A 14215-nucleotide genomic window follows, 5' to 3' on the forward strand; every position below is an offset into this window, starting at 1 on the left:
TACCTCTAGCTGTGGCAGTTAACAAAAAGGAACCATCCTTGCGGAAGATTCCTCTTTTGTTCTTTTCGTTGAAAGTGCGACAAGCTTGACTGCCCGATCCGTATATCTCGATCAATAGGAAATCGGCTTATTCTCGTCATCCAGCTGCTGCAGATAACCCTAATTGATAATATCCCGCAGTGCGCCGTAATCTTTGACAACCATTGTTATCATATAAAATTGTAGGCCTGTCCACGAAGACAAACAATTTAAAAACTTTTACCTTGACTTGCAATATTTTTACCTATTTGCATTCAAAATGTCTTAGTTGGGTGACGCAGGGTGTCACCCCTAACACCCAGATATCAACATCATACTGCATCATAAAAAATAGGCCAACCCGATAATTTTTACTTGAAAATCCATGAAGACACAGGTTCTTTACAAGTAAAATAGTTAAACAATTTAACTTGTTTAGAGATTAATAATTAGGTATACTAACAATTAGGTTGAAAAATGGTTTCTATCATATCTCTATTGGAAGGAGGTTAGTCATGGGTATCGAGAGTAATCAAGGCAATCAGCTTCTAGAAGCGATATCCAAGTTCAAGCGTTTGCATACTAGAGCAATTACCGATGAACGAATCCCAAGGGGTGAGTTCATGTTGATGAATGTGATATCCAAAATGATGCACAAGCATGCACTTGATCCAGAAGGAGACGATAAACCAGGCATCAAAATATCAGAGCTTAGCAATAAAATGAGAATTAGTCCTCCCTCCGTTTCGCAAATGGTCAATTCCCTTGAAGAAAAAGGATTTGTGGAGCGTCTAACGACTCGTAATGACCGACGTGTCGTATACGTCAATCTGACTGATGAGGGACGTTCGGTACTTAAACAGACAACCGATCATTTCCTGACCTTCTCGAATGAAATTGCAAGACGATTAGGGCATGAAGAGACGGATCATCTCATTAGATTGTTCAATCGCCTCTATACGATTGTCGGTGAAATGCAAGAAGAACAGCGCTAGGAGAGGTAATTCAAAAAGTCCCCCTTTGATAAGAAAACCGAACGAAGTAATTCTAGGATGAGCGACCGCGATCCAGAGGTAGGTTTTCTTGCGATATAGAATTTCATCAGCCCGCTGATAACGAATAAATTCTATATCTAACACGAAGTAACACTGAAAGCCTATTCGACATCGAATCTTGAATTCAGCCGGGCCTTAGCAGATGCTTACGAAGTTATGTTTCCTCCGGAAACATCTTAGGTGCTCACGTACCAACTACGTACGTTCCGCTCCTCAGTCCCTAGCTTCATCCAACCTTCTCGGTGCTGAAAGTCTGACTTTTTGAACCCTCGCTAGAAATGAACCAATCGATTGATCAAATCAAGAAAGGAAGCTACCTGTATATGAGAAGACTCGCCTCTTATTTAAAACCTTTTACAGCAACCTTGATCCTGGCGATCATCTTGCTCTTCGGTCAGGCGATGGCGGACTTGAATTTACCACACTACATGTCCGACATCGTTAATACTGGCATTCAGCAAAGCGGGATTGAGAATGCTGTACCTGAAGCCATAAGCGAAAACGGATTTACGCTTATGACCACATTCATGACAGATGCAGACAAAGCGAAGGTTAAAGAGAACTATACGCTTGTTACTGCCGGTGACACCAAATATGTAAAGGACTATCCGCTTGCCAAAACAGAAAATATTTACGTTCTGAAAGACATAAATAAAGACACCGAACAGGAGCTTAACAGTATCTTTGGGATGGCTGCCGGAACATTTATTCAGGTATCCAAGGATATGGCTGAGCAATCCGGTCAAGGTGCTGCTCCCGATAAGGCGAGCGAGGTTGGAACTGTAGATTTTCAGCAGCTCTACACCATGCTTCCAGCATTCCAACAGCTTCCGGCTGATATGATGAATAAAGCTAGAGAGGTTGCGGCTCAAACCGATCCGACGATGCAGCAGGCGACGGGAAGTTCATTCGTGAAACTGCTGTACAGCGAGCTGGGTATAGACCTTGGCAAAATCCAGAATGCCTACATCATCAAAACCGGTCTAATCATGCTGCTGATTGCACTCGGCGGCGTTGCGGCTGCCGTGCTCGTCGGGCTATGTGCGGCACGTGTGGCAGCTGGCGCTTCGAAAAATCTGCGCAGAGATATCTTCAGCAAGGTGGAGAGTTTCTCGAACAAGGAATTCGATAAATTCTCAACATCATCGCTGATCACAAGAACAACCAATGACGTGACCCAGGTACAAATGCTGATCATCATGGGTGTCCGCATGGTGTTCTACGCACCGATCCTCGGAATCGGCGGTATCATCATGGTGCTTCGTGAGAATGCTTCTATGACCTGGATTATCGGGATTGCCGTCGCGCTACTGATCGTCCTGATCGTAACCGTCTTCTCCATCGCTATGCCGAAGTTCAAAATCATCCAGAAGCTGATTGACAAGCTGAATCTCGTATCCAGAGAAAATCTCAGTGGTTTGATGGTAGTCAGAGCATTCGGTACGCAAAAATTTGAGGAAAACCGCTTTGATAAAGCGAATCAAGATTTGACCAAGACCAATCTATTCGTCAACCGCGTAATGGTATTTATGTTTCCAGCCATGATGCTGATCATGAACTTCATCACCCTGCTGATCGTATGGGTCGGATCCAAGCAAATCGCCGATTCCTCCATGCAGGTCGGTGATATGATGGCTTTCATGCAATACGCTATGCAGATCATCATGTCCTTCTTGATGATCTCGATGATGTTCATCATGGTCCCACGTGCATCCGTATCTGCAACACGGATCGCTGAAGTGCTGGAAACCGAGCCTACGATTATCGATCCAAAGCAGGCTAAACCATTTAATGACAGCAAGCATGGGGAAATTGAGTTCAAGAATGTTAGCTTCCGTTACGAGAATGCGTCCGAGGATGTGCTGCATAACATCAGCTTTAAGGCGAGACCTGGTGAAACAACTGCCATTATCGGCTCCACAGGCGCAGGAAAATCGACCATGATCAACCTGATTCCACGATTCTATGACGTTACTTCTGGAGAAATTCTGGTGAACGGCGTCAATGTCAAAGAAGTTACGCAGTATGACCTACATGATCAAATCGGCTATGTGCCGCAAAAAGGCGTGCTGCTTACAGGTACGATCAGCTCCAATCTTCGCTACGGCAAGAAGGAAGCCACTGACGAAGAAATTACGCAAGCCGCAGAGATTGCGCAAGCGCTGAATTCATCACCCAGCAAGAGGAAGGCTTCGAGAAGCCGATTGCTGAAGGCGGAACTAACGTTTCCGGTGGACAGAAACAGCGGTTATCAATTGCTCGCGCGCTTGTGAAGAAGCCACCGATCTATATTTTCGACGATAGCTTCTCCGCACTCGACTATAAGACTGATGTCGCTCTAAGACGCGCACTCAAAGCGCAAACCGGCGATAGCACGGTCCTAATTGTAGCGCAGCGCGTCAGCACCATTATGACAGCTGAGCAAATCATCGTGCTCAATGATGGTGAGGTCGTTGGAATTGGTACGCACGAAGAACTTCTGAACAACTGTCCAACGTACTATGAAATTGCTGCATCCCAGCTTTCGAAGGAGGAATTACAATGAGCGACAGTGCCTCCAACAAATTCAAAAAGCCTGCTCGCAGGGGTGGGCCTATGGGCGGCCATGGACCCGGAGCTATGATGGCTGGCGAGAAAGCAAAGGATTTCAAAGGAACATTCAAGAAGCTGCTTAATTATCTAGGCAAATATAAAGTAGCTATTTTCGTTGTTATCATTTTTGCGATTGCATCTACCATATTCAATATTCTCGGTCCTAAAATTTTGGGTAATGCGACAACCAAAATCTTTGAAGGCGTCATGAATATGATCTCGGGCAACGGAGAAGGCATCGACTTTGGCTATATCAGTCGAATTATGATCACCCTTGTTGTTCTTTACATCATCAGTGCGGTGTTCGCTTATTTACAGGGCTTTGTGATGTCTAGTGTCTCCATGAAGGTGACATACAATCTGCGCCGTGATATTGCTGCCAAGATCAATAAACTCCCGCTCAAATATTTTGATAAAAAGAGCTATGGGGAAGTCCTGTCGCATATTACGAATGATGTCGATGCCATCAGTCAAAGCTTGAACCAAAGCATGACGCAAATCATCACATCCGTGACAAGTATCATCGGTATTCTGATTATGATGTTCTCGATCAGCTGGAAAATGTCGCTTGTTGCGCTGTGCATCATCCCTTTATCCTTTGTGTTCATTATTGCAGTCGTAAAAAAATCACAGAAGCATTTTGTGAGTCAGCAAGAATATCTTGGCAAGGTTAATGGGCATATCGAGGAAATGTACGGCAGCCACATCGTCATGAAGGCATTTAACGGTGAGGAGGAATCTGTCAAGGAATTTGACAAATTCAACGACAAGCTGTACAACTCAGCTTGGAAATCGCAATTCCTATCTGGTCTGATGATGCCGATCATGAACTTTATTGGGAACATCGGTTATGTCGCTGTCTGTATACTAGGGGGCTACCTGGCTGTCAATGGCAGCATCAAGGTCGGGATATTCAAGCCTTCATTCAATACATGCGTCAATTCACCCAGCCGATTGCGCAAGTAGCCAACATCTCGAACGTCCTGCAGCAGACCGCTGCCGCAGCCGAGCGTGTCTTCGAATTTCTGGCTGAAGAAGAAGAACCTGCCGATACCAAGACGCCGGCTTCCGTACAGGACATCAAAGGCGATGTAAGCTTTGAGGATGTGCATTTTGGTTACAATGAAGACAAAACCATCATCAATAATTTCTCGGCTACAATCAAGAATGGTCAAAAGGTCGCGATTGTCGGACCGACTGGCGCCGGAAAAACAACGATCATTAAGCTGTTGATGCGGTTCTATGATATTCAGGAAGGTGCTATTCTGATCGATGGTGTGGACATCAGGGACTTTACTCGCCATGATCTACGCTCCTTGTTCGGCATGGTGCTCCAGGATACTTGGCTGTATAACACCAGCATCAAGGAAAATATCCGCTACGGTAAATTGGATGCTAGCGATGAAGAGGTACTGAAGGCAGCCAAAGCGGCACAGGTCGATCACTTCATTCGCACCCTACCGGACGGTTATGATATGGTGCTCAATGAAGAAGCAAGCAATGTCTCTCAAGGTCAGAAGCAGCTGCTGACCATCGCTCGCGCGATACTAGCCGATCCGCGGATCTTGATCCTAGATGAAGCGACTAGCTCCGTCGATACACGGACCGAGACCCTGATTCAGAAAGCGATGACTAATCTGATGAAAGGGCGCACCAGCTTCGTAATCGCGCATCGCTTGTCTACGATCCGCGATGCCGATATGATCCTTGTTATGAAAGATGGCGATATTGTCGAGCAAGGGAATCATGAAGAGCTTCTTGCCAAAGGTGGCTTCTACGAAAGCCTCTACAACAGTCAGTTTGATGATGTTGAAGCAAGCTAATTAGGACTCAAACAGAAACAAAAAATTAACAGCGTAGGATGAAGACAAGGATTAACTAGTCTTCATCCTACGCTGTTTTTCTTGCATTCTTAAAGAGGTAGTTCAAAAAGTCCGCTTTTGATAAAAACCAGATCGAGGTCAGTTCAAGGATGAGCGACCGCGATTCAAAGGTAGGTTTTCTAGCGATATAGAATTTCATCAGCGTAGCTGATAACGTATAAATTCTAAATCTAACACGAAGTGAATCAAGTAAATTCGGCATCGAATCTTGAATTCAGCTGGTCTTCCGGTGCTCGCGTACCCACTACGTACGCTCCGCTCCTCAGACCCTAGCTTCATCCAACTGAAGCGTTTTGAAAAAACGCACATCGGAAGCATAAGCTTCGGTGCTGAAAACCGTTCTTTTTGAACACGACTTATAAAGCTTCTCTCTCTCCTTCTGGAGACTTCTGCCTTAGTTGTTGCGGAGAGACGTCATACACCTTCCTGAACATTTTGGAGAAGTAGGAGAAATTGTGATAGCCAAGGGTCTTGGCGATATCCGAGATCGGCATCGTTGAAGTCGTGATCAGGTCCTTAGCCAAGGACATACGGGCATTCAAAATATAATCCGTGATCGATTCTCCCAGCTCCCGCTTGAATAGCCGCGACAAGTATGCCGGATTCAAATATACATAGCTAGCGAGCTCCTCTCTAGTAATCGGCTCACTTAAATGCTCGGTAATATAATATTGAATCCGCTGAATGACCGAATGATTCTGATGCAGCTCATTATAAATAATTCTTACGACTTGGAGAGCCTCAGCTTCCAATTGTGGAAGACTACGTGGCTGTTCATTCAACAGTAGCCCATCCTCACCCTGCAGCAACTCGACCGCATGTAGCCCGTTCTTGTGCAGAACATAGTGCGTCATCTGCATAAATTCATTGCGGAATCCCTCCAGCTCGGCCAAAGATAAACGATGGAGCTCCATCATCTCTGATATTCGGCAGCGGATTTCCTGCTGTAGCTCCTCCAGCTTCCCCTGCTCCAATAGAATCGTCCACGTAGAAATCCGCGGTATCATCGACTTGGTGGAGGGAGTGCTGAGCGAAGCCAGCGTGTATACCTGATTAGACTTGTTCACATTGTTGTATTCAATCTCTAGAAGCTGTTTACAGATATCCGCAATCTCATACAAGCTGACATTTCTACCGATATAACAGGAAATATTGCAATCGAAATATTCAAGGCAGCTCTGAATATATTTCTCGCATCGTGTAAGCAGTCCTGAAGGATCTCCCACCTCATCTCGATCCCCCATTATAATGACGATATTAACGCCCTGCTTAGTTTGAATCACCTCGCCCTTGCCACCGGGGAGCAGCACCTCGGCAGCGCCTTTGCGAATCGCATACTCGATAATCTCCTCATCCCGCGTAGTGAACTCGCGAAGCCAAGATTCCACGCTGACGAGTACGGGCAGGAAGGTGAATTGTTCAAGCCCTGACAACTGGTGCCTCTCTAAAATGCCTGCGATATTATCCGGAGAGCATACAATCCTGCCCGAGAACAGATCATTCCAGAACTTATCGGTGATCAGGGGCTTCTGTCTACTCCACATATCATAGTAAGGCTTATAATGCTCACGCAGTCGTACCAATTCCCGTTCTTGCCGAATGGACTCAAGCGCCCGGTTGATCGTATCCTCAAGCACATCGAACTGGACCGGCTTCAGCAAATAATCGAACCCATCCAACTGAATCGCCCTCTTCATGAAGCTGAAGGCGGAGTGGGCAGTCAGGAAGATCGTCTCCGTCTCGGGAGAGATCTCGTTCACCTTCTCAAGTAGCTCGATCCCCGTCCCCTTAGGCATTTCGATATCACAGATCATGACATTGATCGCCGTGCTCTCGAACACCTTCAACGCATCCCGCATATTATAGGCCTCATATACTTCAGATACCTGCAGTCTTTCCCAATTCACACCGCTGCGAATACCCATTACCGCATAGATCTCATCGTCTACAATCAGTGCCTTAAACATGCTTCTCCCCCATTCCTCATCAATAAGATGTAAATTGTTCAACTGTTCGAAAAGGAAGTACAATTTGAATTCGTGCCCCAGCGCCCGAAGCATTATCGAACTCCAATCGGGCATCATCTCCGAATAGATGCTTTATCCGGTACTGAACATTGGAAATACCGAGATGCTCCCCATTCTGATGTTCCAGATAACTACCGGAACTCAGCTTATGCAGTATCTCCGGTGGGAATCCATTACCATTGTCCATGATAACGATTTGCAGCCTGCCCTGTTCGATTAAGCCTATAGCGATATCAATATGGAACGGGTGATCCATGAAGTCAAAGCCATGCTTAATGGCATTTTCAATGAAAGGTTGAATCAACAACGGTGGAATCGCGGCTTCTTCTGCACCGCTATCCATATGAATCTCATAGGTAATGCGTTCGGGAAAGCGGACCTGCTGAATTTTAATATAGCTCTCCATATGCTCCATTTCTTCTTGAACAGTGACAGCGACCTGGTTCGTTCTCGTCGTGAAGCGGAAGTATTTGACCAGATTCATACACATCAGCTGTATGACGCTGTAATTTTTAATCTCGGCCAAATTATAAATAATGTTAATCGTATTCAGCAGAAAATGAGGGTTAATCTGCAGTTGCAAATGCTTGAGCTCAGCCTTATGTGCTTTGGTCTGCTCCTCATATACACTGGTCGTCAATTCATGGATTTCGGCGGCCATGCTATTAAAGGTCTCATTAATAATTGCAAATTCCTTGGCTTTGGAAGATTGAAGCCGGATATTCCAATCCCCATGCTTAATTCGACGCATACCATGAACGAGATTATTCATTGGCTTAAGAATGATATCGTTCAAATAGATCAAATAAATGATCAGAATGAACAGCGCGCCAACGGAAATGAGAATAATGCCGCGGCGGAAATTGTTCAGGTCCTTCAGCATTTGCTCTTCGGGACAAAGACACTTAGAATGACATCCGTACCCTGAACCTGGTTAGTGACCGCGATATATTTACGACCATTCTGCTTTACAACCTGATACCCTGCGTTTGGCCCAGAACCCAAGGAAATGGGCTGGCTCGAATCGATAGCGTCTGCGCTTGTTATCAGTTGTCCCTGTTGATTGAGGAAGCCCACGAGCCCCTCTTCAGATTGAATAATATCGAGCGGAATTACCAGATTCTCCAATTCGATGAGGGCACCTAGATAGAGGTCATCCCCTGCATTCACCAGACGGATTAGAGCATATTTTCCATTGTTGTATTCAACCGCTCTCCATTCCCGAAAAAAATCGTTATTCGGCTTAGCCTCCTTAACTATTCTCTCGATGGTCGACTTGATCGCATTCAACCGTTCATAGGACTTTTCTTTAATCGGTGTCGTGAAGAGGTCACGGTTTCGCAGCGAATAAACAAACTGTAGATCAACGCTGTTGTCGAATCGATGATACCTGGTAAACGTATTCAGAATGTTGGCCTTGGCCAGATAATAGTCAACCGGATCATCGAGCAGCCCTGGTAGCGCGGCGAGATTCGGATCTTCCACGGCGACGTTATAGAGAAAATTCGTCTCTTTGTTCAAGGCCGCCTCGATTTGTTGAGAATACAGAATCATTGAATTTTTGTTGGATTCAGCGACCTGTTCACGTATCGTATTCGAAGCATAATAATTGTTGTAGAGCATGAGTCCAACCAAGGGAACTGTAATCACGACGAAACCGATAATCAGTTTGAAACGAAGCGACTGCTTAATATTCGACCTCATGAACATTCTATCTACCCCGGATCATGCAAGATTAGTATGAACCTCTATCATTCACAGTGATGCCCTCTTATATGTTCAAAGGCTCATCTATCCCGAGTATAATTTCCGGTAGGACAAAAAGGAATCCCTAGTTAGGACTATACCTATCGTCCCGCTTCAGAATTCCTCCTTGTTACACCTATTTATTTCTGTGTCGAGGCCCACTCAGCCAGCTGCTTATCGACCTCAGCCTTGACTTTGTCAAAACCAGCGGACTTGCGTTTCTCTTTCCACTTCTCGATCAATTGTTCTGGATCTACTGCTCCAGATCTCAAGGTATCTTCGAATTCCTTCTTCACATTCTCGATTGATGCCAATTCCGATTTAACTGGCTCCTGATCAAAGGAGAAGCCTAGCGCAATAGAACGCTCCGATCTGTCATTGAACTGCTGGAATTCCTCCCATTTGTTCGGATCTTCATTCGCCCACAGGTAAGTGTTGAACTGGTTGCCGAACATCCAACCGCCTGGGTTAGGATAACCTTCTGTATCGGCATTAACGCCCTCTGGATAATCGATAACATTGTCACTGACTTTCACATAATGCTTGCCTTCAATGCCCCAATCGAGCATATTCAACAGTACCGGATCCGTATAGAGCAAATCTAGGAACATCATCGCCCTTGCTGGGTCTTTTGAAGTCCGGGAAATACCGAGCATTGCACCTTGAGCATCCCCTGTTGTCGTGAATGGCTCTGCCGTCTCAACCTGAACCAACTCAACGCCAGCGTTGATGCTCATCTCCTTGTCCTTACCTGGCTTCAACGATTGGGCAACCGCGAAGGCCTTGCCTGCTTTGATCATATTGAGGCCCTGATCAGAATCTGAAGTCAGAATATCCTTGTCAAACCAGCCATTTTGATTCCATTGATGCATCCGTTTGTAGAAGTCAATGAATTTGGGATCCTCCAGTGTATCAATCGCCTTAATCTCGGTGCTTCCCCGGGGATACTCAAATTTGCCACGACCCCATCATAGTTAGCTGCTTCCCAAATATTTGTGAATTTCTTCGATACGATAGGAGTTACGCCTGGCTCTTTCTCTTTAATCGTCTGGAACATTGCTTCCATATCTTCCATGGACTTCACGCCATTAATATCAAATCCATATTTATCAACCAATTTCTTGTCCAGCAGGAAGCCGAAGCCTTGACCGAATTCCTTCTTGGTAGGAAGGGCGTACAGCTTACCGGAGATTCTTGCTCCTTTGATAAAGTCATCGCCAAGAACGCCAGGGATGTCTTTTCCATACTCAGCCATCAGGTCATCCAGTTCCAGATATTGCCCTTTGGCGACATCCTTCGCATACGAGAACCAGCTAGCTGTAAACATCAGGTCAAACGGTTCATTCGAGACCTTCATCAAGTTCGTCTTGTCGTCCCAGGACGCCCACTCGATAGGCTTCAGCTCAATCGTCGCATTAATCTTCTCTGTCAAATATTTGCTCATTTCATCTTGGACAAGCTGGAGATCCTTAGCCGCTCCAGCCGGATAGACCATCGTAATTTTATACGGGCTGAGCGCGCTAGTTCCTTCTTTATTTCCCGTTTCTGCTTTATTGCCGGAAGTGTCCCCAGGATTGGCCGACTTATTGGAATCCCCTTTGCCACATCCCGTCAATACCAGTATTCCGCACAGCATAATCACGAACAGTAAATGGAGCTTCTTTTTCATATTTTCTGTTCTCCTCTCAAATCATACTTGTACTAACCTAATCCCCGGAATTGCAGTAAATCTTTATTCGCGTCAGTCAGCCCCACCTCCTTCTCGGAATGAACGACCTGTTTCTTCCCATCCCTAGCCTTTTACTGCGCCAGACGTAATTCCGCTAATGTAATACTTCTGGAAGAATGGATAGGCAAATAATAATGGGGCCACCCCGACGATCGCGAGTGCCATTCGTACGGACTCTCGCGGCATTTTGGCCAGCAACTCGCCAACTTGAGCTGAACTGTTGGACTTCATCAACAGATACTGAATGTTAGTGAGTGTCTTCGTCATCAAATACTGAATGTTGTACAGATCCGGCTTGTCGATAAACAGCATACAGTTATACCAATCATTCCAATAAGCCAAAGTGTTGAAGAGTCCAATCGTCGCCATAATCGGCAAGGATAGGGGTACAACGATCTTGAAGAAGATTGTGATCTCACTCGCTCCATCAATCGTTGCCGACTCAATCACCGTCTCCGGTATGGTTGAGCCGAAGAAACTCCTCATCAATAGGACATTAAAGGCGCTTAATAGTAGATTCGGAATAATCATAGAGAAGATCGTGTTCTTAATGCCGAGCATATTAACATAAGTAATGTACCAAGGCGCGAGTCCCCACCAAACAGCATCGTGAAGAAGATATAGAAGGATAGTGTCCGCCTAAATGGCAAGCTCGGCCTTGATAATGGATAAGCGAAGAGCGCTGTAATCAGCAGGCTTACGATGGTACCTATAATCGTGGCAATGATGGTAACTCCGTACGCCCGGGCGATTTCTGAGAAATCATTGAATAAGAACTTATAAGCTTCGAAGCTGATCTCGCTAGGAAATAAGGAGAATCCCTTCTGCAGAATGGAATCTTCACTTGAAATTGAGACCATGAATATGAGGATAAACGGAACTAAAGATATGATCGTGAAGCACCAAAAGAACAGGTGAATCATCGCAGGGCCGATCCTTTTGGATATATTTAATTCTCTCACGTTGTTCTCTCCCTCCCTGTTTAAAACAATGCGCTCTGTTTATTGATGCGTCTGACAGCGGCATTGGCTATTAGTATCAAGAAGAAACAGATTACCGATTGATAGAAGCCTGCTGCCGTAGACATTCCAATGTCACCCGATTGGAGCATTGCGCGGTATACGAATGTATCGATTGTTTGTGTCGTCGGTATAAGTGCACCGGTATTCATTGGCACTTGATAGAACAGACCGAAGTCCGAGCGAAGTATCGTGCTTACCGCCAGCAAGGTCATGGTGATGATGACCGGCATAATCAGCGGTATCGTAATCCGGGTCATTTGCTTCCATTTGCTAGCCCCGTCGATCGTAGCCGCTTCGTAATATTCTTTGTCTATACCAATGATGGAAGCAAAATAAATAATCGATAAATATCCGACGTTCTTCCAGGCGTTAACAATAACGAGAACGTAAGGCCAATATTTCGGCTCTCCATACCACGAGATTCCATCCATACTGAACCATTTGAACAATAGCCTGTTCACCAGGCCGTTCTCAGCATTTAGGAAGCTAAATACGAGATAAGCGACAACGACCATCGAAATGATATGCGGGAGCAGAAAAGTGCTCTGGTAGAAGCGGCTTATCACTTTGTCCTTGATCTCATTGATCAAGAGTGCGACGAGAACCGATAAAATCAGATTTAATAGAATGAAGACGAGATTATACAGGAATGTATTCCTTGTGATGACATAAGCGGCCTCCGTACTGAACAGGAATTTGAAATTGTCCAATCCGGACCAGGCACTACCCCAGATCCCATCCACATAGTTATAATCTTTAAAGGCAAGGATGACGCCGTACATCGGAATATAGTTGTTGATGAACAGATAGATAATCCCGGCACTGTCATTAGCAGCAGCCATTTATACTTTCTCACTTCTCTGTTTAACCGTGATAACTTACTCACGCTCCCACCCCTCCACCATGTTGTGTAAGCCCTTACAATATTCATTCTAGAGTTTTGCCCCTAGACGTAACCACCATCTTGATGACTTTCTCATAACACGTTCGTGACTTCTTCTCATCAAGTCAAAAATACGCTAATAACTAGTCAATAAAAGACATTGACAGGGTCCTCTGGGATCATTATGCTAAGGGCGTGATATCGCTTCATACATCATTTGAGGAGGATTTCTATCATGAATACCAAGCAGATTAAACGTGTCTTTATACTAGGAATGGACGGAGCCGGGAACTTCATTCAGCATACAGATACGCCAAATATTGATGCATTCTTGAGCAAAGGAGCCGTTACATATATGGCTCAGGCCCAATCACCAACGATCAGTGCGGAATGCTGGGGCTCTATTCTTCACGGCGTAGTCCCGGAGAAACACGGATTAAATAATGAAATAGCTTCCACTCAAGTCTATCCTGCGGATTCCCCATATCCATCGATATTCAAACTCGTACGGGAGGCTCAGCCTGAAGCCAAGCTTGCAGCCTTCTCCAGCTGGTCGCCAATCGTCAGTGGAATTATTGAGGAAGGGCTCGATATTCATAAGGAAGCAATGCCGGACGACGAGCTCGCAATCACTATCGAGACTTATATTCAGAACAACAGCGACGTTAAGCTGCTCTATATGCAGCTCGATGATACAGATGCTGCTGGACATAAATATGGTTATGGTCCAGATTCACCGAATTATCTAAAGGCTATTACCAAGATGGATGAACTGTTTGGCCGCGTGCTACGCGCAATTGAACAGCAAGGCTTGCTGGAGGACAGCCTCGTAATCCTCGTGACCGACCATGGCGGTGGCGGAGCTGATAAGCATGACCACGGTAGTGATCATCCGATGGACAAAAATGTATTCTGGGGCTGCGTAGGCCCAGGAGTCTCAGCCGGCACTGTCTTGCCAGAGCTATTCATCGTCGATACTGCAGCAGTAGCTTTACATGCTCTTGGTCTTGAGCTGCCTACTAATTGGGATGGCAAGGTGCCCGCTTCTTTGTTCAACTAATCGTACGTACTTAGTAAGTTGGGAAGTTGCTGCTCGTTTTTCGTCTAACGAAACTACAGATCGCTATTTTCGCAAAAACAGGGGTAAAAATTTTTTAACGAAACACCATATCGTTATTCCGGGTAAATTCCGGCTTTGGACCTCAAATTGGCTCCAATAGCGATACCCAGTTTCGTTAAAATTGGGGACAGTCCTTTGGG

General features: G+C 45.4%; 10 protein-coding genes and 2 pseudogenes. 4 read left to right on the forward strand and 8 right to left on the reverse strand.

From position 1 onward, the window contains the following. The first annotated feature begins 533 nt into the window (after positions 1-533). From RE628_RS25005 to RE628_RS25020, 3 genes and pseudogenes are all read left to right on the forward strand, one after another. Positions 534-1013, forward strand: a complete 480-nt coding sequence (locus tag RE628_RS25005; protein WP_309155910.1) for a MarR family winged helix-turn-helix transcriptional regulator — start codon at positions 534-536, stop codon at positions 1011-1013. 383 nt (positions 1014-1396) lie between these two features. Next, positions 1397-3618 (forward strand): annotated as a pseudogene (locus RE628_RS25010) (ABC transporter ATP-binding protein). Beyond that, a pseudogene (locus RE628_RS25020) lies at positions 3615-5488 on the forward strand (ABC transporter ATP-binding protein). Before RE628_RS25010 ends, RE628_RS25020 begins: the two co-directional pseudogenes overlap by 4 nt. 416 nt (positions 5489-5904) lie before the next feature. On the opposite strand, the gene RE628_RS25025 reads toward RE628_RS25020, so the two are convergent. From RE628_RS25025 to RE628_RS25060, 8 genes are all read right to left on the reverse strand, one after another. Further along, positions 5905-7515, reverse strand: a complete 1611-nt coding sequence (locus RE628_RS25025; RefSeq protein ID WP_309155914.1) for a response regulator — start codon at positions 7513-7515, stop codon at positions 5905-5907. A gap of 19 nt (positions 7516-7534) precedes the next feature. Then, positions 7535-8458 (reverse strand): sensor histidine kinase, encoded by a 924-nt coding sequence (locus tag RE628_RS25030; RefSeq protein WP_309155917.1) that lies wholly within the window; start codon positions 8456-8458, stop codon positions 7535-7537. Continuing rightward, a complete protein-coding gene (locus RE628_RS25035) occupies positions 8452-9279 on the reverse strand; it encodes a hypothetical protein (RefSeq protein ID WP_309155919.1) in 828 nt (275 codons plus the stop codon). Before RE628_RS25035 ends, RE628_RS25030 begins: the two co-directional genes overlap by 7 nt. A 182-nt stretch (positions 9280-9461) precedes the next feature. After that, a complete protein-coding gene (locus RE628_RS25040) occupies positions 9462-10193 on the reverse strand; it encodes an ABC transporter substrate-binding protein (RefSeq protein ID WP_309155921.1) in 732 nt (243 codons plus the stop codon). Beyond that, the gene (locus RE628_RS25045; RefSeq protein ID WP_309155923.1) at positions 10148-10990 is read right to left on the reverse strand and encodes an ABC transporter substrate-binding protein; all 843 of its coding nucleotides are present in this window, start codon (positions 10988-10990) and stop codon (positions 10148-10150) included. Before RE628_RS25045 ends, RE628_RS25040 begins: the two co-directional genes overlap by 46 nt. A 123-nt stretch (positions 10991-11113) precedes the next feature. Then, the gene (locus RE628_RS25050; RefSeq protein ID WP_309155924.1) at positions 11114-11611 is read right to left on the reverse strand and encodes a carbohydrate ABC transporter permease; all 498 of its coding nucleotides are present in this window, start codon (positions 11609-11611) and stop codon (positions 11114-11116) included. After that, positions 11578-12012: an ABC transporter permease family protein gene (locus RE628_RS25055; protein ID WP_309155925.1), complete on the reverse strand. Its 435-nt coding sequence runs from the start codon at positions 12010-12012 to the stop codon at positions 11578-11580. Before RE628_RS25055 ends, RE628_RS25050 begins: the two co-directional genes overlap by 34 nt. Before the next feature lie 20 nt (positions 12013-12032). Continuing rightward, on the reverse strand, positions 12033-12914 hold the full coding sequence (locus RE628_RS25060; protein ID WP_309155926.1) for an ABC transporter permease: 882 nt from the start codon (positions 12912-12914) through the stop codon (positions 12033-12035). A gap of 276 nt (positions 12915-13190) precedes the next feature. On the opposite strand from RE628_RS25060, the gene RE628_RS25065 reads away from it, so the two are divergent. Next, entirely contained in the window at positions 13191-14015 is an 825-nt protein-coding gene (locus RE628_RS25065; protein WP_309155927.1) for an alkaline phosphatase family protein, read from the forward strand. Positions 14016-14215: the final 200 nt, after the last annotated feature.

It is taken from the genome of Paenibacillus sp. D2_2 (genome assembly GCF_031199965.1).
Classification (GTDB): domain Bacteria; phylum Bacillota; class Bacilli; order Paenibacillales; family Paenibacillaceae; genus Fontibacillus.